Origin of the sequence: Beijerinckia sp. 28-YEA-48, from assembly GCF_900104955.1 — a bacterium.
Lineage (GTDB): Bacteria > Pseudomonadota > Alphaproteobacteria > Rhizobiales > Beijerinckiaceae > Terripilifer.
The window spans coordinates 5,854,161-5,875,753 of record NZ_FNSI01000001.1; the positions used below are offsets into that span (position 1 = coordinate 5,854,161).

Annotated in this window: 19 protein-coding genes; 7 read left to right on the forward strand and 12 right to left on the reverse strand. The window is 62.5% G+C overall.

The genetic code is table 11. The features are described 5' to 3' along the window. Positions 1-66: 66 nt before the first annotated feature. Positions 67-3,720: a hydantoinase B/oxoprolinase family protein gene (locus BLW50_RS27475; RefSeq protein WP_090708305.1), complete on the reverse strand. Its 3,654-nt coding sequence runs from the start codon at positions 3,718-3,720 to the stop codon at positions 67-69. 91 nt (positions 3,721-3,811) lie between these two features. Between BLW50_RS27475 and BLW50_RS27480 the strand changes: the two genes are divergently transcribed. Next, positions 3,812-4,516 (forward strand): hypothetical protein, encoded by a 705-nt coding sequence (locus tag BLW50_RS27480; RefSeq protein ID WP_090708308.1) that lies wholly within the window; start codon positions 3,812-3,814, stop codon positions 4,514-4,516. Here BLW50_RS27480 and BLW50_RS27485 read toward each other — a convergent pair. Continuing rightward, positions 4,513-5,397: a metallophosphoesterase family protein gene (locus tag BLW50_RS27485; protein ID WP_090708311.1), complete on the reverse strand. Its 885-nt coding sequence runs from the start codon at positions 5,395-5,397 to the stop codon at positions 4,513-4,515. The genes BLW50_RS27480 and BLW50_RS27485 overlap by 4 nt on opposite strands. 138 nt (positions 5,398-5,535) lie before the next feature. On the opposite strand from BLW50_RS27485, the gene BLW50_RS27490 reads away from it, so the two are divergent. Continuing rightward, positions 5,536-7,215 carry a glutamine--tRNA ligase/YqeY domain fusion protein gene (locus BLW50_RS27490; RefSeq protein WP_090708313.1) on the forward strand — a complete coding sequence of 560 codons (1,680 nt, stop codon included), beginning with the start codon at positions 5,536-5,538 and terminating at the stop codon, positions 7,213-7,215. A 113-nt stretch (positions 7,216-7,328) separates the two neighbouring features. Here the strand turns inward: BLW50_RS27490 and BLW50_RS27495 are convergent, their stop codons facing one another. The 3 genes from BLW50_RS27495 to petA all read right to left on the reverse strand — a co-directional run bounded on the left by BLW50_RS27495 (position 7,329) and on the right by petA (position 10,008). Beyond that, positions 7,329-8,138, reverse strand: a complete 810-nt coding sequence (locus BLW50_RS27495; protein WP_090709830.1) for a cytochrome c1 — start codon at positions 8,136-8,138, stop codon at positions 7,329-7,331. 22 nt (positions 8,139-8,160) lie between these two features. Next, positions 8,161-9,414: a cytochrome b gene (locus tag BLW50_RS27500; protein WP_090708316.1), complete on the reverse strand. Its 1,254-nt coding sequence runs from the start codon at positions 9,412-9,414 to the stop codon at positions 8,161-8,163. A gap of 66 nt (positions 9,415-9,480) precedes the next feature. Then, positions 9,481-10,008: a ubiquinol-cytochrome c reductase iron-sulfur subunit gene (gene petA, locus BLW50_RS27505; RefSeq protein ID WP_090708319.1), complete on the reverse strand. Its 528-nt coding sequence runs from the start codon at positions 10,006-10,008 to the stop codon at positions 9,481-9,483. 300 nt (positions 10,009-10,308) lie between these two features. Between petA and BLW50_RS27510 the strand changes: the two genes are divergently transcribed. Beyond that, positions 10,309-10,779, forward strand: coding sequence for a tRNA (cytidine(34)-2'-O)-methyltransferase (locus BLW50_RS27510; RefSeq protein ID WP_170850379.1), 471 nt, complete (start codon positions 10,309-10,311; stop codon positions 10,777-10,779). Positions 10,780-10,881: 102 nt separating this feature from the next. After that, positions 10,882-11,796 carry an oxygen-dependent coproporphyrinogen oxidase gene (hemF, locus tag BLW50_RS27515; RefSeq protein ID WP_090708321.1) on the forward strand — a complete coding sequence of 305 codons (915 nt, stop codon included), beginning with the start codon at positions 10,882-10,884 and terminating at the stop codon, positions 11,794-11,796. Position 11,797: 1 nt separating this feature from the next. On the opposite strand, the gene BLW50_RS27520 is transcribed toward hemF, so the two are convergent. Then, positions 11,798-12,184 (reverse strand): GtrA family protein, encoded by a 387-nt coding sequence (locus BLW50_RS27520; protein WP_090709834.1) that lies wholly within the window; start codon positions 12,182-12,184, stop codon positions 11,798-11,800. Positions 12,185-12,232: 48 nt separating this feature from the next. Beyond that, a complete protein-coding gene (locus tag BLW50_RS27525; RefSeq protein ID WP_090708324.1) occupies positions 12,233-14,344 on the reverse strand; it encodes a TonB-dependent receptor in 2,112 nt (703 codons plus the stop codon). Between the two features lie 157 nt (positions 14,345-14,501). Here BLW50_RS27525 and BLW50_RS27530 point away from each other — a divergent pair, with 157 nt between their 5' ends. Genes BLW50_RS27530 through BLW50_RS27540 form a run of 3 tightly spaced genes read left to right on the forward strand, consistent with a single transcriptional unit; the run spans position 14,502 to position 16,583 of the window. Further along, a complete protein-coding gene (locus BLW50_RS27530) occupies positions 14,502-15,101 on the forward strand; it encodes a LemA family protein (RefSeq protein ID WP_090708327.1) in 600 nt (199 codons plus the stop codon). 43 nt (positions 15,102-15,144) lie between these two features. Then, positions 15,145-15,966, forward strand: a complete 822-nt coding sequence (locus tag BLW50_RS27535; protein ID WP_090708329.1) for a TPM domain-containing protein — start codon at positions 15,145-15,147, stop codon at positions 15,964-15,966. Further along, positions 15,966-16,583: a TPM domain-containing protein gene (locus BLW50_RS27540; protein ID WP_348272875.1), complete on the forward strand. Its 618-nt coding sequence runs from the start codon at positions 15,966-15,968 to the stop codon at positions 16,581-16,583. The genes BLW50_RS27535 and BLW50_RS27540 overlap by 1 nt, the downstream gene beginning before the upstream one ends. 23 nt (positions 16,584-16,606) lie before the next feature. On the opposite strand, the gene BLW50_RS27545 is transcribed toward BLW50_RS27540, so the two are convergent. The 5 genes from BLW50_RS27545 to leuD all read right to left on the reverse strand — a co-directional run bounded on the left by BLW50_RS27545 (position 16,607) and on the right by leuD (position 21,333). Then, complete coding sequence (locus tag BLW50_RS27545) at positions 16,607-17,401, reverse strand: DUF1223 domain-containing protein (protein ID WP_090708332.1); 795 nt, start codon at positions 17,399-17,401, stop codon at positions 16,607-16,609. A gap of 69 nt (positions 17,402-17,470) precedes the next feature. Beyond that, entirely contained in the window at positions 17,471-18,664 is a 1,194-nt protein-coding gene (locus tag BLW50_RS27550; RefSeq protein ID WP_090708335.1) for a lytic murein transglycosylase, read from the reverse strand. Between the two features lie 129 nt (positions 18,665-18,793). Continuing rightward, positions 18,794-19,186 carry a RidA family protein gene (locus tag BLW50_RS27555; RefSeq protein ID WP_090708337.1) on the reverse strand — a complete coding sequence of 131 codons (393 nt, stop codon included), beginning with the start codon at positions 19,184-19,186 and terminating at the stop codon, positions 18,794-18,796. A 23-nt stretch (positions 19,187-19,209) separates the two neighbouring features. Beyond that, a complete protein-coding gene (locus BLW50_RS27560; protein WP_090708340.1) occupies positions 19,210-20,595 on the reverse strand; it encodes a cytochrome P450 in 1,386 nt (461 codons plus the stop codon). A gap of 132 nt (positions 20,596-20,727) precedes the next feature. Continuing rightward, on the reverse strand, positions 20,728-21,333 hold the full coding sequence (leuD, locus tag BLW50_RS27565) for a 3-isopropylmalate dehydratase small subunit (RefSeq protein WP_090708343.1): 606 nt from the start codon (positions 21,331-21,333) through the stop codon (positions 20,728-20,730). Positions 21,334-21,593: the final 260 nt, after the last annotated feature.

Below are 21,593 nucleotides of genomic sequence, written 5' to 3' on the forward strand. Positions count from 1 at the left end.
TGAAGTTTTTATAGAGCGCAGCATATACGCCGGCCTCGCTTCAGCAAGCCGGCGCACCAGAAAGGTTTATTTCCCGCGTGGGACCGGTCCCCACCCGCCGCCCGTCGGCGTGACGATGGTGATCGCTTCGCCGGCACTGAGCTGTGTTTGGTCGCAGCCCGCGAGGATTTCGATCGTGCCGTCGAGACGTCGCACGCTGTTCATGCCGCGCCTGCCTTTCTCGCCGCCGGCTGAGCCGAAAGACTGCACACGGCGCCGGCCCGAGAGAATGGCGAGATCCATTGCTTCGAGAAAGCGGATGGTGCGATGGGTGCCATCGCCGGCATTCCATCGGCCGCGCCCGCCCGAGCCGCGCACGATATGAAAATCTTCGAGCAGAACCGGAAAGCGCAGTTCTAATATCTCAGGGTCCGTGAGGCGTGAATTGGTCATGTGAGTGTGGACGGCGGCAGCGCCATCGAAACCATCGCCTGCCGGGGCACCGGAACAGAGAGTCTCGTAATATTGATAACGGGCATTGCCGAAGGTCAGATTGTTCATCGTGCCTTGCGCCGAGCCAAGCGCCGATAGCGCACCGAAGAGACAATCGGTGACGGTCTGGCTCGTCTCGACATTGCCGGCGACAACGGCGGCTGGATAGCGCGGGCGCAACATCGATCCCGCGGGAATGATGATCTTGAGCGGGCGCAGGCAACCGGCATTCATCGGAATGTCGCTGTCGACCATCACGCGGAAGACATACAGACAGGCGGCGCGTGTTACGGGCTCCGGTGCATTGAAATTGTCGCCTTGCTGCGGCGACGTGCCGGAGAAATCGATGGTGGCTTCGCGCTTGCGCTTGTTGACTGTGATTTTGACGGCGATCTGCGTGCCCTGATCGAGTTCCACCACGAAATTCGAATCGGAGAGGCGCGCGATCACCCGGCGCACGCTTTCCTCCGCATTGTCCTGGACGTGGCCCATATAGGCATCGACCGTGCGGCGGGTGAATTCGGCGATCATCTGGCTCAGCAGTTCGACGCCCTTGGTATTGGCGGCGATCTGCGCTTTGAGATCGCCAATGTTCTGCGCCACGTTGCGCGCCGGATAGCGCGCGCCGGTGAAACGTGCGGTGACATCCCGTTCCAGAAAGCGGCCACGATCGACGATCTTGAGATTATCGAGATAGACGCCTTCCTCATCGATATGGGTGGCGCGCGGCGACATGGAGCCAGGCGTCAGGCCGCCGACATCGGCATGGTGGCCGCGCGAGGCCACCCAGAAGGCGATCTTATTGGTGCCTTTGGCGAAGACCGGCGTGCAGACGGTGATGTCGGGCAGATGGGTGCCGCCATTATAGGGCGCGTTAAGCGCATAGATGTCGCCCGGCCGGATCTTGCCGGCATTCTCGCGGATAATGGTTTCGACCGAGCGATCCATCGAGCCCAGATGCACCGGCATATGCGGCGCATTGGCGACAAGGCGACCATCGGCATCGAAAATGGCACAGGAGAAATCGAGCCGCTCCTTGATGTTCACGGAGCTCGCCGTGTTCTGCAAGGTTACGCCCATCTGCTCGGCAATCGACATGAAGCGATTGTTGAAGACTTCGAGCAGAACCGGATCGGCCTTGGTGCCGACCGCATGGCGCTTGGGTAGCGCCTTCACCCGCTGCAAGAGCACATGATCGCGCGCGGTGATCTCTGCCTGCCAGCCGTCTTCGATGACGATGGTCTGGTGCGGCTCGATCAGCAGCGCCGGTCCGTTCATGCGCATGCCGCGTTCAAGATCGGCGCGCAGATAGACCTGGGCCTTGCGCCACTGGCCTTGCGAATAGAAGCGCGTTGTCTTGGCCGGCTTCGCTTTGCGGCGATGGGTTTTCTTCGCCGGCTCCTTGAAGCTGGCGCCGCCGCCGATGGCCTCAACGAGTGCTGCTTCTATGATCAGCGGGCGTGAGCGATCGACAAAACCGAAGCGGGCTTTATGCACCTTTTGGAATTCGCGGCGCAGGGCCGCGCGCAGCTGGCCGATAGAGGCCAAGGCCGTCAGCGTCAGATTGATTTCAAGGGCGGCGTCGGTGCCGGCATAGCGCAGGTGGGCGCGATACTCGCTGGCGATGTCGCGGCGAGGGACGCCCTGGGCGGCGACCTCTTTGACGGCTTCTTTTTGCAAGCGCGCCAGGGCCCGCTTGAGGTGCGCGCAACCTTTGTCATCGGCCTGTTCCTCGATCGCCGCGTTGCGGACGGAGCGGATGTCGGCCAGGCCCATGCCGTAGGCGGAGAGCAGGGAGGACAGCGGGTGCACCAGCACGCTCTTCATCGACAGCGCGTCCGCGACCAGGCAGGCATGCTGGCCGCCAGCGCCGCCGAAGCAGTTCAGCAAATAGCGCGAGATATTGTAGCCACGGGCCACGGAAATTTTCTTCACCGCCTCGGCCATGTTGGCGACAGCGATTTCGATAAAACCATCGGCGACCGCTTCTGGCGAACGGCCGTCATGGGTTTGCACGGCGAATTCAGCGAAGGCCTGGCGCACCGCGCCGTCATCGAGCGGTTGGTCTTGGTGGGGGCCGAAAATCTTCGGGAAAAAGTCCGGCATCAGCTTGCCGGTCATGACATTGGCGTCGGTGACGGTCAGCGGGCCATCGCGGCGATAGGATTTAGGGCCGGGATTGGCGCCCGCCGAATCCGGGCCGACGCGAAAGCGCGAACCGTCGAAATGCAGGACCGAGCCGCCACCGGCAGCGACCGTGTGGATGAGCATCATCGGCGCCCGCAGCCGCACGCCGGCGACCTGAGTTTCGAAGGCGCGTTCGAACATGCCGTCGAAATGGGCGACGTCGGTCGACGTGCCGCCCATGTCGAAGCCGATGACCTTGCCGAAGCCGGCCGATTTCGCCGTGCGCGCCATGGCGACGACACCGCCGGCAGGGCCTGACAGGATCGCATCCTTGCCGGCGAAGCGGTCGGCGGCGGTGAGGCCGCCCGACGACATCATGAACATCAGGCGTGGGCCTTGGCCGTTTTCGGCGCCAAGCTCGCGGCCCACGAGATCGACATAGCGGCGCAGAACCGGTGTCAGATAGGCATCGGCGACGGTGGTGTCGCCACGTCCGATGAATTTGATCAGCGGCGAGGTTTCGTGGCTGGTGGAAATCTGCGCGAAGCCGACTTCGCGCGCGATAGCGGCGGCGATCTTCTCGTGTTCCGGATAACGCCAGGCGTGCATGAAGACGATGGCCAGCGCGGCGCAACCTTGCTTCTTCGCTTCGATGAGTTGCGCGCGTACGGTGGTCGTGTCGAGCGGCTGTTCGATCGTTCCGTCGGCGCGCACGCGCTCCTTGGCTTCGAGCACGGTCGCATAAAGCTGTTCCGGCTTGAGGATGCGCTTGGCGAAAATATCGGCGCGCGCCTGATTGCCGATTTCCAGGGCGTCGCGAAACCCGGCGGTGGTCAGCAGCGCGGTCTTTTCGCCCTTGCGTTCGAGCAGCGCGTTGGTGGCAACCGTCGTGCCCATTTTGACCGTGGCGATGCGGGCCGCCGGCACCGGTTCATCGGCGGTGAGGCCGAGGATATCGCGAATGCCGGCCACGGCGGCGTCGGCATAGGCGCCAGGATTTTCCGAGAGCAATTTGCGGATGGCGAGAGGACCATCGGGCGCGCGGCCGATGACATCGGTGAACGTGCCGCCGCGATCGATCCAGAAATCCCAGCCTTTCGACCGCTTTACCGTGGAAGCCATGCTTTAAACCATCACATTTCGGGGAGATTCGTCATCGTTCTTTCACGACGCTATAGTGAACAGAAGGTTAAGTCAGCGTCTGGAATGCGTGATGAGTGAAGACGATCGCGGTGTTGGCGGGCGGAACTCGCGCCAAGATTTGCGTGTCGCGCCGCCGAGCCTGAAGGCGGCTGTACGTCGGGCGCGGGTCGAGCAGGCGGAGCAATCCTGCGTGGTGGCGGAACTGCGCGGCGCCGAAATGGCCCGGCTCGAAATGCTGCGCGACACGCTGGAGCCGGTGCTGGCGCAGGTGCCGGCGGATGTCGATCTGTTCGATGCCGGGCTGGTGCCTGGAGAACGGCCGCGTCTGTTTCTCGACATGATCGCCTATGTGGAAATGGCGCCGGATCGGCGGGTCTATCGCTTCGTACAGGACACGCGTCACGGCCGCATCACCCTGGCGGAAAGCGAGCGGATCGATCCGATCGTCGATGCCTGCACCGACTACATCGCCCGCCGGCTGGTGGAGCGCGAAAAGGCCTTGGCGTCCGACGGTCTATCGCAGCCGCAAGCGCCAGCGAGGTCGGTGGCCGCACCGCCGGCGCGGGCTGATAAGATTGCTGGCAAGGTTTCTGTCGCCGAAGTTGCGCCGGTAGCACCCGTGCAGCGCGCGCGGGTGCGTGGCTGGTTCGCCCACACGCTCATGTTCCTGATCGAATTTTTGGGCAGTATCGCACTGCTCATTCTGGCAGCGGGCGCGGGCTATTTCCTGTGGACGCTCATTGAGGCGTGGTGGATCGCCCAATACGGTCGCTAGAGCGGCACCGCACCGAGATCGCTGACACGCCGCTCGCCGGACTGCAGACCGCGAATGCGCCCTTCAATGGACCAGGCATTGCCGCGTTTCTCGATCGTATAGAGATGCCAGGCGGCACGATGGTGCGGCGTGCCCGGCACAGCAGAGGCCGAGGCAACGCCAATGCTCGGGATGGCGCCGCCCGGGGCTGTGATTTTCTTCACCATCAGCCGGTGGTTGTGGCCATGCAGAATCAGTTCGGCGCCACAATGCGCAATGGTCCGCTCGAAGGCGCGGGCATCGGTGAGGCCACGGCCGAAGCTGGCGCCCGATTGCCACGGCGGATGGTGGATCATGACCACCCGGAACAGGCCACGCTTGCCGGTTTCCTCCAGCAGGCTGGCGAAGGCGCGCATCTGCGCTTCGCCGACGCGGCCGGAGGCGAGCAGCGGCAGGGTCGGCACGCCCGAGGACAGGCCGATCAGGGCGATATCGCCGCGCACCCGCAGATAGGGAAAATGGGTCTTAGTGTCGCCGTCGTTCGAGCACCAGGGGCCGAAGGTATCGGCGATCCAGGGCAGGGATCCCCGGACATAGGCGTCGTGGTTGCCGGGAACGAAGCTGACGTCGTTGGGGTCGCCCAGGGTCTCCAGCCAGCGGCGGGCGAGGCGGAACTCTTCCGGCAGGCCGATGTTGAGAATATCGCCGGTCATGGCCACATGATCGGGTGTATGCGCCCGAATATCGGCCACGATTTCGCCCAGGACCTCCATATTGTGGATATGCGATCGGCGGCGCCAATTGACGTAGCCGGTGAAACGCTTGTTCAGCAATTCCCGGATCATGGGCCGCGGCAGCGGGCCGATATGTGCGTCTGAGAGATGGGCGATACGGAAGCTCACGATCCGTCTGTGCCGTGTCGCGCTCGCAGGGTCAAGTTGGTTGATTTGTCGCGGTTTCGGCGTCGTGCCAAGCTGTGATAGGCAGGCGGCGTCGCGCTCTGCATGTGCGGTATTTTTGCTACGTAGGAACCAGGGTCAATGTCTTCGGTCGAGACGGTCAAGGAAGCCGGTAAAGATTTCATTCGCGAGATCGTCGAGAACGATCTCAAGTCCGGCAAGCACCAGACAGTCGTGACCCGGTTTCCGCCGGAGCCCAACGGCTATCTGCATATTGGCCATGCCAAGTCGATCTGCCTGAACTTTGGGCTGGCCGAGGAATATGGCGGGCGCTGCAATCTGCGCTTCGATGACACCAATCCGGCCAAGGAAGAGCAGGAATATATCGACGCCATCGAACGCGACGTGCGCTGGCTCGGCTTCGATTGGGCCAACAACCTGCATCATGCGTCCGATTATTTCGATCAGCTCTACGCCTGGGCCGAACATCTGATCTCGAGCGGCAAGGCCTATGTGGACGACCAGTCGCCCGACGAGATGCGGACCAATCGCGGCACGTTGACCGAGCCCGGCCGCAACAGCCCGTTCCGCGATCGCAGCGTCGAGGAAAACCTCGCCCTGTTCCGGGGCATGCGCGATGGGCAGGCGAAGCCTGGCCAGCGTGTGCTGCGCGCCAAGATCGACATGGCGTCGGGCAATATCAACCTGCGCGACCCCACTCTCTATCGCATCGTCGAGGCGAATCATCCGCGCACCGGCGACAAATGGCGCATCTATCCGAGCTATGACTTCGCCCACGGCCAGTCGGATGCGCTCGAAGGCGTGACCCATTCGATCTGCACGCTGGAATTCGAGGATCATCGGCCGCTCTACGACTGGTTCCTCGACAATCTGCCGGTGCCGGCACGGCCGCGCCAGTATGAGTTCGCGCGCCTCAACCTCACCTATACGCTGCTGTCGAAGCGCATCCTCAACCGGTTGGTGCACGAGAACATCGTCAACGGCTGGGACGATCCGCGCATGCCGACGCTCGCGGCACTGCGCCGCAAGGGCGTGCCGCCGCAGTCCGTGCGCGATTTCATCAAGCGCGTCGGCGTCGCCAAGGCCAACAGCATCGTCGATTACGGCATGCTCGACTTTTCGATCCGCGAATATCTCAATGCGCGGGCGCAGCGCCGCATGGCCGTGCTGCGGCCGCTGAAAGTGGTGATCGAGAACTTCCCCGAAGGACATTTCGAGGAACTCGAGGCGGTCAATCATCCGGACGATCCGGCGGCGGGCACGCGCAAGATCCGCTTCGGCCGCGAGCTCTATATCGAGAGCGACGATTTCATGGAGAATCCGCCGAAGAAATTCTTCCGTTTGTCACCGGGCGCGGAAGTGCGGTTGCGCTATGCCTATTTCCTCACCTGCCGGGAGGCGATCAAGGACGCTTCAGGCGAGGTGATCGAGCTGCGCTGCACCTATGATCCCGCGACCCGTGGCGGCAATGCGCCTGACGGCCGCAAGGTGAAAGCGACCTTGCATTGGGTCGAGGCGAGCGAGGCGCTCGATGCCGAGGTACGGCTCTACGAACATCTGTTCGCCAAGCCCGATCCCTCGGCCAGCGATTTCCAAGCCGATCTCAATCCTACCTCGCTGACGGTGCTCAAGGGCTGCAAGCTCGAGCCATCGCTGGCCAGCAGCGAAGTCGGCGTGCCGGTGCAGTTCGAGCGGCAGGGCTATTTCTGCACCGATATCGACAGCACAGCGGAGCGGCCGGTGTTCAACCGCACCGTCGGATTGCGCGACACCTGGGCGAAGGCGCAGGCGGCGGGATAGCAGTCTCTTCATCCCGGATCGCCTGCTGCGCAGTCGTCCGGGGTGACACCAAGGTTCAGGCAATAAAAAACCCCGCGTCGCCGCGGGGTTTTGTTTGGGGAGGAAGACGGCGCTTAGTGCGCGTCCTTCCAGATCCGTTTTTTGGTGAAGTAGAGCAGGCCGGCGAAGATCGCCAGGAAGATGAGGGCATTGAAGCCGGCCTTCTTGCGCTCTTCGAGCTTCGGTTCGGCCGCCCACATCAAGAAAGCGGAGACGTCGTGCGAATACTGCTGCACGGTCTTGGGCGCATTGTCGGGGAATTCCACCTGGCCGTCGCTCAGCGGCTTCGGCATGGCGATCTGGTGACCCGGGAAGAATTCGTTCCAGTGGTCTTCGCCCGTCTTGGTATAGCCGTTCAGCAGCGCGACGATGTAGTCGGGGCCATGCTCCTGATAGGCGAAGCCCGGCACCATATCGAGGAGGAACAGCGGGAAGCCGCGCGAATAGGAGCGGGCCTTGGCGATGACCGAGAGATCCGGCGGCGCCACGCCGTGAACGGCGGCGGCGGCATCGGCATTGACGAAGAGCTTCGGGAAGCGGTCGGACGGACGGCCCGGACGCTCGATGGCTTCGCCCTTATCGTTGAAGTCCTTGATCTGATATTCGGCGGCGAGCGCCTTGACCTGGGCTTCGGAGAACTGCGGACCACCAGGATCGGCGAGGTTGCCGAAGCGCAGCAGGTTCAGCGAGTGGCAGGCCTGACAGACTTCCCGATAGACCTTGAAACCACGCTGTAGCTGAGCGCGATCGTATTTGCCGAAGAAGCCGCCGAAGGTCCACTCTTGCCGCGGCGGCGCCGGGGCATGTTCTTCCTGCGCCAGGGCGCCGGTGAGAGCTACCGCCGAGATCGCGAAAGCCAAGCTGATCGATTTGAAGGAGATCATGATGTTTTCCTTAGCTCCCTGATCATTCCGCCGGCTGGGCCGCTGCGCCGCCATTTCTGGCGAGCACCGCATCGGCAATCGATGCGGGGACAGGCTTGGGCGTTTCAAAGATGCCGAGAAGCGGCAGGATGATGAGGAAGAAGCCGAAGTAGTAGGTCGTCAGCAGGCGGGCCGCGATGACATAGCCACCTTCCGCCGGCATCGAGCCGAGATAGCCCAGGCCAATGCAGCACAGCATGAAGGCCCAGAAGAAGATCTTGAACATCGGCCGATACTTGCCTGAACGCACGCGGGACGTGTCGAGCCAGGGCAGGAAGGCGAGGATCGCGATCGAACCGAACATGGCGATAACGCCGCCGAGCTTGGAAGGAATGGCGCGCAGGATCGCGTAGAACGGCAGGTAATACCATTCCGGAACGATGTGAGCCGGCGTCGAGAGCGGGTTCGCCTCGATATAGTTGTCGGCGTGGCCAAGGTAGTTCGGCACCTGGAAGATGAACCAGGCGTAGAGGATCAGGAAGCAGACGATCGCGAAGCTGTCCTTGATCGTCGCGTAGGGGGTGAAAGCCACCGCGTCACGCTTGACGTTCTTGATCTCGACGCCATCGGGGTTGTTCTGGCCGACCACATGCAGCGCCCATACGTGCAGCACGACAACGCCGGCGATCATGAAGGGCAGCAGGTAGTGCAGGGCGAAGAAGCGGTTCAGGGTCGGGTTGCCAACCGAATAGCCACCCCAGAGCCAGGTGGTGATCGCCTCGCCGACCAGCGGGATGGCGGTGAAGAAGTTGGTGATGACGGTGGCGCCCCAGAAGCTCATCTGGCCCCACGGCAGGGTGTAGCCCAGGAAGCCGGTGGCCATCATCAGGAGATAGATGATGACGCCGAGGATCCACAGCACCTCACGCGGCGCCTTGTAGGACCCGTAGTACACGCCACGGAACATGTGGATGTAAACGGCGACGAAGAACATCGAAGCGCCGTTGGAATGGGCGTAGCGCAGGAACCAGCCCCAGTTCACGTCGCGCATGATCGACTCGACCGAAGCGAAGGCCATGTCGACGTGCGGCGTGTAGTGCATGGTCAGCACGATGCCGGTGATGATCTGCGCCACCAGCATGAAGCTGAGGATGCCGCCGAACGTCCACCAGTAGTTGAGGTTACGCGGCGTCGGATAGGCGATGAAGGAGCCATGGATCAGCCCGGCGACGGGCAGACGGCTCTCGAACCAGCGGCCGAGTGCGCTTTTGGGGACGTAGGTGGAGGGTCCGCTCATGTGACTGGTCTCTATTTGGCGAGCACGGATGCGAAAAATCGACGGCAAGAAGCGTAGAAGGCTGGATCAGCCGATCTTGAGCTTCGTGTCGGTGAGAAAGCTGTAGCTGGGAATCTCGAGGTTCTTCGGCGCGGGACCACGACGAATGCGCCCGGAGGTGTCGTACTGCGAGCCGTGGCAGGGGCAGAACCAGCCATCGTAATCGCCGCGCGAACCGGCCTGGCCGATCGGCACGCAACCGAGATGCGTGCAGATGCCGACGACGACAAGCCATTCCGGCTTCTGGACGCGCTGCTTGTCGGTTTCCGGATCGGGCAGCTCGGCCAGCGGGACGCTGACGGCTTCCTGAATTTCTTTCGGTGTCCGGTGACGGACGAAAACCGGCTTGCCGCGCCACTTGACCGTCATGATCGCGCCGAGAGGAACCGCACCGATATCGACTTCGATCGAGGCCATGGCCAGGGTCGAAGCATCGGGATTCATCTGGCTGATCAGGGGCCATGCGACAGCGCCAACACCCACCGCACCTGCGGCGCCTGTCGCGATGAACAGGAAATCCCTGCGGGTCGGTTCGACGGTCGAAGAAGTAGCCACTATAACCCCCTTGCTGCACCGAATTGGCGACAGCGGCGCGCCATACGGTGGTCAAACGAGGCTCCTCAGGAGGAGCTGTCGTTCCACTAGGTCCAACATCCGTCAGCGGCAATGCGACGCATCGCCACCATTCGGGCTTTTTTGGAGTGCTCTGGCCCCGCCCCGTTGGGACCGGAAATCCGAGCGTTAGCGGCGCTATCTCGCATCGTTCTAACGGGTTGTCCATAGCCCCGGGGATGCGGTCCACTGCCTGCGGGACCAGCTTCCCGTCCGGTTCCGCCCAAGCTATAGGCCGTAGCCATGACCGTGCTGACTCTCGCGCTATTTCAGCCTGATATTCCACAAAACTGCGGCACCATGCTGCGCACCTGCGCCTGCCTGGGCGCCGATGCCGCCATTATCGAACCGGCGGGTTTTCCGGTCTCGGACCGGCATTTTCGCCGTTCCAGCATGGATTATTTGGACCATGTGGCCATCGAGCGACACGTTTCCTGGACCGCTTTCGAGGCTTGGCGGGCGGAAAAGGGCCGCCGATTGGTCCTGCTGACCACCCGGGCGGCGGTTTCCTACACGGATTTCACGTTTTCGCCCGGGGATATTCTTCTGGTCGGGCGCGAATCATTGGGCGTGCCGGACGAGGTCCACCAGGCCGCGGACGCCGCCGTGCTGATCCCGGTGCGGCCGGGCATGCGCTCCCTCAATGTCGCCGTCAGCGCCGCGATGGTCCTGGGCGAGGCGCTGCGGCAGCTGGAAGGTGGCCGGAGGCTTTGACGCCACTGGCATTTCTCCGCGGCGCTTGACCACATTGTGACGCCGGAGGACAGGGTTAATCCAACGCAGCCGTCGCGATCAGGCGGTATCAGGAGAGGATCCATGGCGGCAGAGTTCGATATCGAGGCGCGCAAGCAGACGGCCCGAGCATGGTTCGAATCGCTGCAGGATCGCCTCCTCCACAGTTTCGAGACCCTGGAGAGCGAGTGCGCCGGGCCCTTCGCGCCGGAAGCCGCCACACCGGGCCGCGCCACGCGCAAATCCTGGCAGCGCACCAATCATGATGGCGCGCCAGGCGGCGGTGGCACGATGGCGATCCTCAAGGGCCGTGTGTTCGAGAAGGCCGGCGTGCATGTGTCGACGGTGTTTGGCACGTTTGCACCGGAATTCGCGGCGCAGATTCCCGGCGCCGCCGAGGATCCCCGTTTCTGGGCCTCGGGCATTTCCCTGATCGTTCATCCGTGGAATCCGAATGTGCCCGCGGTGCATATGAACACGCGCTTTGTCGTCACCTCGAAACATTGGTTCGGCGGTGGCGCCGATCTGACGCCTGTGCTCGACGCGCGCCGCACCCAGGATGATCCCGATACGGTGGATTTCCATGGCGCCCTGCGCGGCGCCTGCGATCGACACGCGGCCGTTGCGCCTTACGATAAGTTCAAAGCCTGGTGCGACGACTACTTCTTCCTCAAGCATCGCAACGAACCGCGCGGTGTCGGTGGGATCTTCTATGATTATCTCAACAGCGCCGGCGATGCGGCGAACAGCGCCTGGGAGGCCGATCTCGCCTTCACGCGCGATGTCGGCGAAAGTTTTCTTGGGATCTATCCGCAACTGGTTCGGCGCAATTTCCAGAAGCCATGGACGCAAGCGCAGCGTGAAGAGCAGCTGGTGCGGCGCGGCCGCTATGTCGAGTTCAACCTGATCTATGATCGCGGCACGATCTTCGGGTTGAAGACGGGTGGTAACGTCGATTCGATTCTGTCGTCGCTGCCGCCGAGCGTGAAGTGGCCGTGAACTAGGCCCGCGGCTCGCCGAAGGTGAACCATTTGTGGGCGAGAAAGCTCCAGGCCATGACGATGGCCGTGGTGATGAGCTGGGCGACGAGATATTGAATGCCGAGCCGATCGTGCAGGGCATACATGAACAGCCAGGTCAGACCGAAGCCGACGGCCGCGACCAGAGCGAAACGCCAGCCTGCCTCTTCATGCGGTCGATCGCTCTGATAGGTGTGCCGGCGGTTCAGCAGATAGGAAACGATGCCGCCGCAGATATAGCCGATGAGGGTGGCGGGGACAGGCTGCCAGCCGGCGCCTTCGACAAGGCTGATGAGCGCGCCGTAATGGGCGATCATGGCGGCGACGCCGACGGCGACGAACATCGTGAACTGGCGCGAAAAAGACATGCCGCCGGACATAAACCGCCGGCGGCACGGTGTCACCTAATCTGAGTTTTAGAACTTCAAGGCGGCGAAAACCTTCACCGTGCGGCCCGGCATCAGGACCTCGTCCTTCAGGATCGAGGTGCTGTTGCGGATATTGGCGTTCAAGAGGTTGTTGCCGGAAATGCCAAAGGTGAGTTCGAGCGGCTGGCCCGCGTCCCGGAATTTGTAGGTGTAGGCCAGGTCGGCGCGCAGCAGATTATAGCCTTTGGTCGGCGTCTCCTGGGTCGGGTCGATCTGGCGATGGGCAAAGGCATGCAGCCAGTTCACGCGCGCATACCAGTCGGCGGAACGATAGAAGATGCCGCCGCCCAACCTTACCGGCGGAATGCGCGCGATACTGCTGCCATTGGTGAAGCGGGCGCGCACCACGTCGAACTGACCTTCGAAACCGACCATGCCGTTGCCGGCTTCGAAGGCATCATATTGGGCTGAGAGTTCGGCGCCGGTGAAGGTCGCGTCGCGCTGGGTGTAGACGAGTTGTTTGAGCTCGCTGTCGACACCGCAGGTGTCGAATTCATCGCCGCAGAGCGTACCTGTCAGGCGCTTCGAGATATAGCCCTGATAGCGCGTGTGATAGGCGGTGAAGTCGAAGCGCAGCGGACCTTTGGAGCGTCGCAGGCCGAATTCGATCGACGTCGCCGCTTCCTTGCGGAGATTGGGATTGCCGATCTCGAAAGTGGCCGTGGCATCGTGAGCGCCATGGGCGAAGAGCTCGAGCGCATCGGGCGCGCGTTGCACATATTGCGCGGTCACGCTGGCGACGATGTCATGGGGCAGATCGTAGAGCGCGCCCAGGCTGATGCTGCCGGGTATGAACTGACGCGTCTTCCGTGCTTGCACCAATGACGAGCCATCGGGAAGATAGTCGCTCGGGAACAGCGTCTGAATGCCGTTGAAATTCACGTGCTCGATGCGCGCGGCCGCTTGGAAGCGCAGCTTCTGCGTCGCTTGCAATTCATTGAAGATATAAGCGGCGGCGCGGTTGCCACGGGTCGGATCGAGCAGGCCGCCGGCTTCGCCGGCCGTGCCGATGCGCTGGGTGCCATATTGCACGCCAACCGCCGTGGTCAGGCGCCCGAATGCTGTCTCCATGGGCATCAGTTGGGCTTCGACGCGGCCCTCATATTCGCGGTTCTTGAAGGTGGCGCGAATGGAATCCATGCCGCTGTCGGGATCAAGGCCGCGTTCGAAGTGGCGATATTGCGAGCCGCCGAACCAGAAGCGGACCGTATCGATGAAGGCCGTGCCCACCTGGAATTCGCCTTTGGCATTGATCTTGGTCTGTTCGAGATCGATGCGCGTGTTGCTGGCGGTGCCGGCGATGCCAGGCACATGGTAGAGCGAGTTGAACTGGGTGATCGACACGCCGACATAGCCGCGATCGAAAATATAGGAGCCGCCGAGCGAGCCGCCTTGCATATTGAGGGCGGAGTTCGGTTGGCGTCCGTGCGGCGTCTGATAGTCGCCGGCGCTGCGCTGGAAGTAATCGCCATGCATGGCGAAATTGCCTTGCCGCATGTCGAAGAGGGCCGAGCCTTCACCGCCACGGTCGACCGATGTCAGGGCGCCACGCAAGGTGCCGTGCAGACCCTGGGGCGTATCCGGCCCTGGAATGCGGTTGTTGTCGGCATTGACGACGCCGCCGATGGCCTGGGAGCCCCAGCGCAGGCTGGCGGGGCCGCGGATGACTTCGACCTTTTGGGCTGCCAGCGGATCGATCGGCACGCCGTGATCCTCGCCGATGGTCGAAACGTCCATGGAGCCGATGCCGTTTTCCTGGACGCGGACACGGGAATTATCGAGGCCGCGAATGATGGGGCGGCTGGCGCCTGGCGCATAGGAGGAGCTGGACAGGCCAGGCTTGTTGGCGAGCATATCGCCCAAGGTGGCGCCGGACGTGCGTTGCAACTCGCTGTCGGTGACGACGGTGATCGGCGCGAAGGCGCGATCGGCGACCGGGAGAAGCCCGGTCGGGGTGGCTGGTTGGGGCGCCTGCCGCCAGGGTTCCTGGATCGGGCTCGGGGCCGTGACCACGATATCGGGGAGAAGTACCTGCGCGGTAGCGGCTTTCGCCGAGATGAGTACATAACCGGCTGAAAGAACAAGATTTCGACGTTTCATAAAGCAGCCCAGCCCGACCTTTGTGTGTTATAGTATAACGTTTCTTAGCCGAGCTGCTGGTGGGATGCAATAGTATAACATTCGAGAGGCGATCTAATGGGCTCTTTCCCCTGTCATGAGTTGCTTCTATGTTTTCCATCTTGGACGGAGGCTGACCATGTTCTTTTCAAAGCAGCGGATTTCGCGATTTCTGATTGTCCTGTGCTTGGCTTCGGCCGTGGCCGGTTGCGGCTACAACACCATTCCGACCCTGGAAGAGCAGGCGAAAGCCAAGTGGGGCGACGTCCAGAATCAATATCAGCGCCGCACTGACCTGATTCCCAATCTCGTGGCGACGGTGCAGGGCTACGCGAAACAGGAAAAGGACGTGCTGACCTCGGTGATCGAGGCGCGCGCCAAGGCGACTTCGATCCAGGTCAATGCGTCGCAATTGTCCGATCCGGACAAGATCAAGCAATTCCAAGAGGCGCAGAGCCAGTTGTCTGGCGCGTTGGGTCGCCTCATCGCCGTCAGCGAGAACTATCCTGACCTCAAGTCGAACCAGAACTTCCTCGCGCTGCAATCGCAGCTCGAAGGAACGGAGAATCGCATCGCGGTGTCGCGGCGCGACTACATCGAGGCTGTGCGCGCCTACAATACGGAGTTGAAGACCTTCCCAAGCCTGTTGTGGGCGATGACCGTCTTCCGTGGCAACAAGCCAATGGCTGAGTTCACGGCGGTGGACGGAGCGCAAACGCCACCTCCGGTCAAGTTCTGACGCCAACGGAGCCTGATATGCGATCAGCCTGCGCGGCCTCGTCATGAGCGCTCGTAGAGGCTTGTCCGTCCGTCACCATATCGGCGCGACATGGCTCGGCCTTTTGGCCGCGCTCTATGTCGCGTGCGTTGCCTATGCCTTGACGTTTCCGCCGCTCAGCGGACGGATTGTCGATCAGGCTGGCATCATCGATGCTTCGGCCGAACTCACTCTCGAAACCAAGCTGCGCGAGCTGGAAGATAAGTCCGGCATTCAGCTCGTCGTCGCCACGGTGAAATCGCTCGAGGACAACGACATCGAAACCTATGCCAACCAGCTCTTCCGCACCTGGAAGCTGGGCGAGGCCAAGAACAACAATGGCGTGCTGCTTCTGGTCGCGCCGAACGAGCGCAAGGTGCGCATTGAAGTCGGCTATGGGCTCGAAAAAACCCTGACTGATGCGCTGTCGAAGGTGATCATCGTCAACGCCATCACGCCGCGTTTCAAGACGGGCGATTTCTCCGGCGGCATCACGCGCGGTGTCGACGACATCATCACCGTGCTGACCACCGATGCCTCGGAATGGGAGAAGCGGCCAAGCCTGCGCGCCGAAAGCCAAAGCGATTTGATGGAACAGATCATGCCGTTCCTGATGATCGCGCTGTTCCTCTACGTCATGTATCTGATGTTCAGCACCACGGGCGGGCGGCGTGGGCGCTGGGTGCGTCGCAGTGGCGACACCATTTTCATTCCGTCGTCCGGCGGCAACTGGAGTTCCGGTTCATCCTGGGGCGGTGGTGGTTTGTCGTGGGGCGGTGGTGGCGGATCGTCTTGGGGTGGCGGTGGCGGCTCTTCGGGCGGCGGCGGCGCATCGGGGAGCTGGTAATGGCGATCACAATGACCAGCGTTGATCAGGAGCGGATCGTCACGGCGATCCACAAGGCGGAGACGGCGACGGCCGGCGAGATCGTCTGCGTGCTGGCGCGCGCTTCTTCCGACTATGCCTATGCGCCGCTCATCTGGTCTTCCTTCTGCGCCCTGGTCACACCCTGGCCGCTGATCGCCCTTACGCAATTGTCGGCGGAGCGCATTTTCCTGATCCAACTCGTGGTCTATGTCGCCGCCACGGTGCTGTTGTCGATCACTCCTATCCGGATGTTGCTGGTGCCGCGCCGGGTCAAGCGGGCGCGCTCCTATCGCGCCGCCGTCGAGCAGTTTCATATTCGCGGTCTGGCCCGCACGGTCGATCGCACGGGCGTGCTGATCTTTGTCTCGATGGCCGAGCATTATGCGCGTGTCGTCGTTGACGACGGCATTGCCGCCAAGGTGCCGCAGCATGAATGGCAAAGCGCGGTGAATCTACTTGTCGCTTGCATGCGCGAGGATCGGGTGGCCGATGGCTTCGTCGGCGCGATCGACTATTGCGCGCCGCTGCTCGCTCAACATTTTCCGCCGCGCGCCGACAACATCAATGAACTGCCGGATCGGCTCTGGCTGATCTGAGGATCAGATAGAGAGACTCTTGTTTAGAGATTGCTGCTCTTGCGCGCCGCCAGGATGGGGCCTGGCTTGCCGTTTTCGTAGGACTGCAGCATGACGATCCAGCCGTCAGCGTCATTGCCCAGAGTGTCCGCCTTGGCGATTTCGAACTGTTTGGCGCCGCCGCTCCAATCGCCGATGGGCACGCGGCCGCGGCCGATATTGGTATAGCTGAGCTGTTTGCCGGTGTTGTCGCCGCGCGCCACCTCGACCTCGCGTCGGCTGGCGACACGGACGAGACTGAGGGCAGCGTTGCCGCCGCCGGCACCGACGTCGATCAGCAGCTTGTCGCCGGCATCCTTGATCGTCATCGGAACCGAGAGCGCGCCATGTTTGCCAAAGGCGATCCTGGCTTCCTTGACCAGGGCATTGAGATCGCTGCCGACGACCTGCGCCACGCCGTTAATGACCGCTTGCGGCGTATAGACATGGCTGCCGGGGATCGTCTTGGAATAGCCCTTCTGCCGGCCGGTGTTGCCGTTGGAGGCGAAGGTGTCTTTCCAGCCGAGATAGTCCCAATAGTCCACGGCTAAGGTCAAAGCGATGACATTGGGTTGCCGGGCGATCTGCGACAGCACCCGATCGGCAGCCGGACAGGATGAACAGCCCTGGCTGGTAAAAAGTTCAATAAAAACAGGCTTTTCGAACGTTGGGCCGGACGTTTGGGCGTGGGCGCCGGCGCTGGCTGCTACCAGCGCGGCGCAGGCACCACCGGCCGCAAAAGCGCGACGCGACAGATAGGGCCCCTGGGGGGACCGAGCACTGGTTCGGGACTGGGACATGCTTCTGATTTACGCTTAACGCCCCTCACAGGCCAGTCAATTCGCGGTTACTTTTTCCGTGAGAATCCGTCACCGGCCGCCGCGCAGGGCGTCGAGAACGCGTCCACCCGGCCGCCCGTCACGCTGCAGGCCGCTCCGGCCCTGAAAATCCGCAATTGCCTGCCGGGTCTTGGCGCCGATCGCGCCATCGGCCTCGCCGATGTCATAGCCGCGCCGCAGCAAATGTTCCTGGACTTCCTTGCGCTCGGCCCGCGACAGGCCGCGGTCGTCGGTCGGCCAGGCGGCCTGGATGCCGCCACGGCCGCGCAGCCGGTCCGATAGTAGGGAAATGGCCAAGGCATAGGAATCGGCGCCGTTATAGGCATAGGCGGCGTCGTAATTCTTGAACACGAGGAAGGCCGGGCCGTTGGCGCCCGCGGGAAGCAGCAGGCCGGCGGCGCCGCTGCCGCTTAAGCCCGCGCCGTCGATGCGGCGGATGCCCAGCGCCGACCATTGCGCCAGCGGCGATTTGCGGGTGCGGCCCGAGGGGCCGGAATAGCCTTGCGGCAATTGTACTTCATAACCCCAGCCGGCGCCGGTCACCCAGCCGGATTTGGCCAGGTAGTTGGCGGTGGAATGCAGGGCATCGGCGGTCGAATCGACCAGATCGCGGCGGCCGTCGCCGTCGCCATCGACAGCGAGGCGCAGATAGGTCGAGGGCATGAACTGGGTCTGGCCAAACGCGCCGGCCCAGGATCCCCGCAGTTTCGAGGGGGCGATGTCGCCACGCTCGACGATCTTGAGGGTGGCGATCAGTTCGCCCCGGAAATAGGCCTGCCGACGATTGGCCGAGCAGGTGAGGGTGGCCAGCGACTGCGGCAGCATCCAGCGGCCGGCGATCTTGCCGTAATCGGATTCGACGCCCCAGACGGCGGCGATGGCGTAACGGTCGACGCCGAAGCGCTGTTCGGCGGAGGCCAGCGCCTGGGCATGACGCGACATCATCTGCCGGCCTTCGGCAACCTTCTGTTCGTCGACGAGGGTGGCGAGGTAATCCCAGATCGGGGTTTTGAACTCCGGCTGGGCATTCATCGATTCGATGACTTTGGGGTCCGGCTCGACGCCGGCCATGACCCGATCGAATGTGCTGCCCGAGACGCCCTGTTGGGCGGCGGTGGCGCGGATGCCGGCAAGGCAGGAATTAAAATCGGCCTGCGCACGCGCAATCCCGGTTGTCGCCAGGGTGGCGATACAAAGGGTGGCGGCAAAAGACAGGCGGTACATGGCGATCTTTCCTGTGCGATCTTTCCTGAGATGGACGATCCAATGCGCCCGATTATGTTTAACAAAACATGAAAGCGGGCGTGTCTCCAGTCGTGCTTCTACTCCTGCGACTCAATGCTCTTCTTGACGCTACGCTTCTTGGCTCTTTTTGGCGGTGATCTCGATTTCCACCTTCATCGCCGGGTCGAGCAGGCCGGAGACAATATAGATCGAGGCGGCTGGGCGAACGGTGCCAAGGTATTCGCCGCAGACCTCCATCACGGCCTGCGTGTCGACGGCGCTGGTGACGAAGATCTGAATGCGCGCCACGTCGGTGAGGCCGAAGCCGGCATCGGTAAGTACCCCACAGATGGTCTTGAAGATGTTGCGGGTCTGGACGCCGACATTCTTTGGAATCTGCATGGTGGCATAGTCGTAGCCGGTGGTGCCGGAGATGAAACACATGTCGCCTTGGACCACGGCGCGCGAATAGCCGTAGCGGCTTTCGAACGGCGAACCCGTCGAAATCAGTCGTCGTGTCATGTCTTTCGCCCCCCTAATGTGCTTCAGCGTGGATGTATATGCATGACCAATCGCTTGTCCGGCCGCAAGGTGATGCGTTGCAGCGGGCGCGGTTCCTGGCCCTCGACCAGGGACAGGCGCGCCTGACGAAGGATAGTAGCCAAAACGATGATCGCTTCCATCATGGCAAAACGCATACCGATGCAGACGCGTTGTCCACCGCCAAACGGCAGATAGGCGAAGCGGTCGATCTTATCTCGCGCTTCCGGCAGGAAGCGCTCCGGCATGAATGTGTCCGGCCGTTCCCACAGCAGGTGGTGGCGGTGCAGCAAGTAGGGCGAGATGACCATGAAGGCGCCCTTCGGCACGTCCACGTCGCCGAGCCGGTCGGCTTCCTGCGCTTGGCGGGTCAAGGTGGCGGCCGGCGGATAGAGACGCATGCTCTCTTCGAAAACGGCGCGGATGACAGGCATTTCGTCGAGCCAATTGCCGGGATCGGCGGAGGCTGCATCGGCTTCCGCTTCCGCCTCGGCGCGCCAGTGCGGCGAGCGCGACAGGAGATAGAGCGTCCAGGCCAAGGCGCGCGAGGTGGTTTCATGGCCGGCGACAATGAAAGTCAGCAGATTGGCGATGACGTCTTCGGTCGATAGGCCGACGCCGGTTTCCGGATCGCTGGCGCGCAGCAGCGCGGTCAGAAGATCGTCCGGCGCGTTGTCGTCGGCTGCGATCATCGCTTGCCGCTCTTTCACCATGCGTTCGGTGGTCTTGTTGAAAAAGGCCAGCGACTCGCGGGCGCGGATCGCCGAGACGCGCGGCAGCCATGAGGGGGCGTTGAAAACGTCGAGGGGGTCGATCGTGCCGATGGCATCGAGAAATTGCATCATCGCCCGCTCAAAACCGGCGCTGTCGCCGGCGATGGCATCGGAAAACAGCGTCGCCGACAAGATGTCATAGGTGACGCCGGTCATCTCGCGGTCGACTTCCAGGATCGCGCCGGGGCGGCGGTGCAGCCAGCGCTCGACCCGCTGCTGCGCCAGCCGCTGCATCATCGGGGCGAAGGCTGCGACGCGCTTGGGCGTGAACAGGGGGCTGAGGGTGCGCCGCGTGCGCCGCCAGGCCTCGCCGGTGGCGGTGAACAGACCCTCGCCGCCGGTCGAGCCGGTTTTAAGAATGCGCAATTGCAGCGGGTCGCGCTCGTAATTCGCCACATTGTCGACGAGGACGCGGCGCACCGCCTGGGGATCGTTGACGACCACCGTATAGCCAAACAGCGACGAGGGGCCGGCGAGCATCGGTTTTTCGAAATGCGCCTCGGTCCAGCTTTCCAGGGGATTGCGGGCGAGCAGCCACAAAGTCTTAAGCCGCCCGGCCGGTTTGGCGAGCGGCTTGGGTGCATAGGGGACGAAGGGGCGGGCTTCGGCGATCGTCAAAAGCTACTCCCAGGCTCCGATGTGAAAACGCCCGACGCGAGGCCGGGCGTTTGAGCTTCACATTAGCTCGGAAGGGAGGCCATTCGAAGGCGAGAGTTCGGTGTCAGAATCTCTCGCCTGAAAATACTCTGCTTAGAGCCAGGGACGCTCCGCCTTGGTCTTGCTTTCGAAGCTGCCGATGGTGGCATCCTTGGTCAAGGTGAGGCCGATGTCGTCGAGGCCTTCCAGCAGGCAGTTTTTGCGGAACGGATCGATCTCGAATTTGACCACGCCGCCGTCGGGGCCGCGGATTTCCTGTTTCTCCAGATCGATGGTGAGCGTGGCGTTGGCGCCGCGTCCGGCATCGTCCATCAGCTTGGCCAGATCTTCCTTGGAGACCTTGGCCGGCAGGACGCCGTTCTGGAAACAGTTGTTGTAGAAAATATCGGCGAAATTGGTCGAGATGACGCAACGAATGCCGTAATCGAGCAGAGCCCACGGCGCATGCTCGCGCGACGACCCGCAGCCGAAATTGTCTTCCGCGACGATGATCTGGGCCTTGCGATAGGCCGGCTTGTTGAGAATGAAATCCGGGTTTTCCGAACCGTCCTCTTTGTAGCGCAGCTCCGAAAACAGGCCCTTGCCAAGGCCGGTGCGGGCGATGGTCTTCAGGTACTGCTTCGGAATGATCATGTCCGTGTCGATATTGGTGATCGGCATGGGCGCGGCGACGCCGGTCAGCTTGGTGAATTTGTCCATGGGGCTAGCTACCCGTCCTCGGTTTCATAGCGTTTCACAGTTTGGCTTTCGCCAAACGCCATGAAGACGCGTCAAAATAGAGACCCTAGGCAAAATCGCGTTTCTAACGCGATTTGCCGTTGAGCTGGGGCCTTCTACACCGAACCCATCCGGTTGTCAGCTTTCCTGCAAAAGGTGGGCAGCAGCCATGCATTTAGCCCAACTGTGAACGACCTATCGAACCACGCTGCGGGCCGCTGGACGGTGAAAAAACCGACAGC

Bases quoted from the DNA above. Each gene is read 5' to 3' on its own strand.
- BLW50_RS27475 (WP_090708305.1), bottom strand. From the start codon at position 3,720: ATGGCTTCCACGGTAAAGCGGTCGAAAGGCTGGGATTTCTGGATCGAT.
- BLW50_RS27480 (WP_090708308.1), top strand. From the start codon at position 3,812: ATGAGTGAAGACGATCGCGGTGTTGGCGGGCGGAACTCGCGCCAAGAT.
- BLW50_RS27490 (WP_090708313.1), top strand. From the start codon at position 5,536: ATGTCTTCGGTCGAGACGGTCAAGGAAGCCGGTAAAGATTTCATTCGC.
- BLW50_RS27495 (WP_090709830.1), bottom strand. From the start codon at position 8,138: ATGATCTCCTTCAAATCGATCAGCTTGGCTTTCGCGATCTCGGCGGTA.
- BLW50_RS27500 (WP_090708316.1), bottom strand. From the start codon at position 9,414: ATGAGCGGACCCTCCACCTACGTCCCCAAAAGCGCACTCGGCCGCTGG.
- BLW50_RS27510 (WP_170850379.1), top strand. From the start codon at position 10,309: ATGACCGTGCTGACTCTCGCGCTATTTCAGCCTGATATTCCACAAAAC.
- hemF (WP_090708321.1), top strand. From the start codon at position 10,882: ATGGCGGCAGAGTTCGATATCGAGGCGCGCAAGCAGACGGCCCGAGCA.
- BLW50_RS27520 (WP_090709834.1), bottom strand. From the start codon at position 12,184: ATGTCTTTTTCGCGCCAGTTCACGATGTTCGTCGCCGTCGGCGTCGCC.
- BLW50_RS27525 (WP_090708324.1), bottom strand. From the start codon at position 14,344: ATGAAACGTCGAAATCTTGTTCTTTCAGCCGGTTATGTACTCATCTCG.
- BLW50_RS27530 (WP_090708327.1), top strand. From the start codon at position 14,502: ATGTTCTTTTCAAAGCAGCGGATTTCGCGATTTCTGATTGTCCTGTGC.
- BLW50_RS27535 (WP_090708329.1), top strand. From the start codon at position 15,145: ATGAGCGCTCGTAGAGGCTTGTCCGTCCGTCACCATATCGGCGCGACA.
- BLW50_RS27540 (WP_348272875.1), top strand. From the start codon at position 15,966: ATGGCGATCACAATGACCAGCGTTGATCAGGAGCGGATCGTCACGGCG.
- BLW50_RS27545 (WP_090708332.1), bottom strand. From the start codon at position 17,401: ATGTCCCAGTCCCGAACCAGTGCTCGGTCCCCCCAGGGGCCCTATCTG.
- BLW50_RS27550 (WP_090708335.1), bottom strand. From the start codon at position 18,664: ATGTACCGCCTGTCTTTTGCCGCCACCCTTTGTATCGCCACCCTGGCG.
- BLW50_RS27555 (WP_090708337.1), bottom strand. From the start codon at position 19,186: ATGACACGACGACTGATTTCGACGGGTTCGCCGTTCGAAAGCCGCTAC.
- leuD (WP_090708343.1), bottom strand. From the start codon at position 21,333: ATGGACAAATTCACCAAGCTGACCGGCGTCGCCGCGCCCATGCCGATC.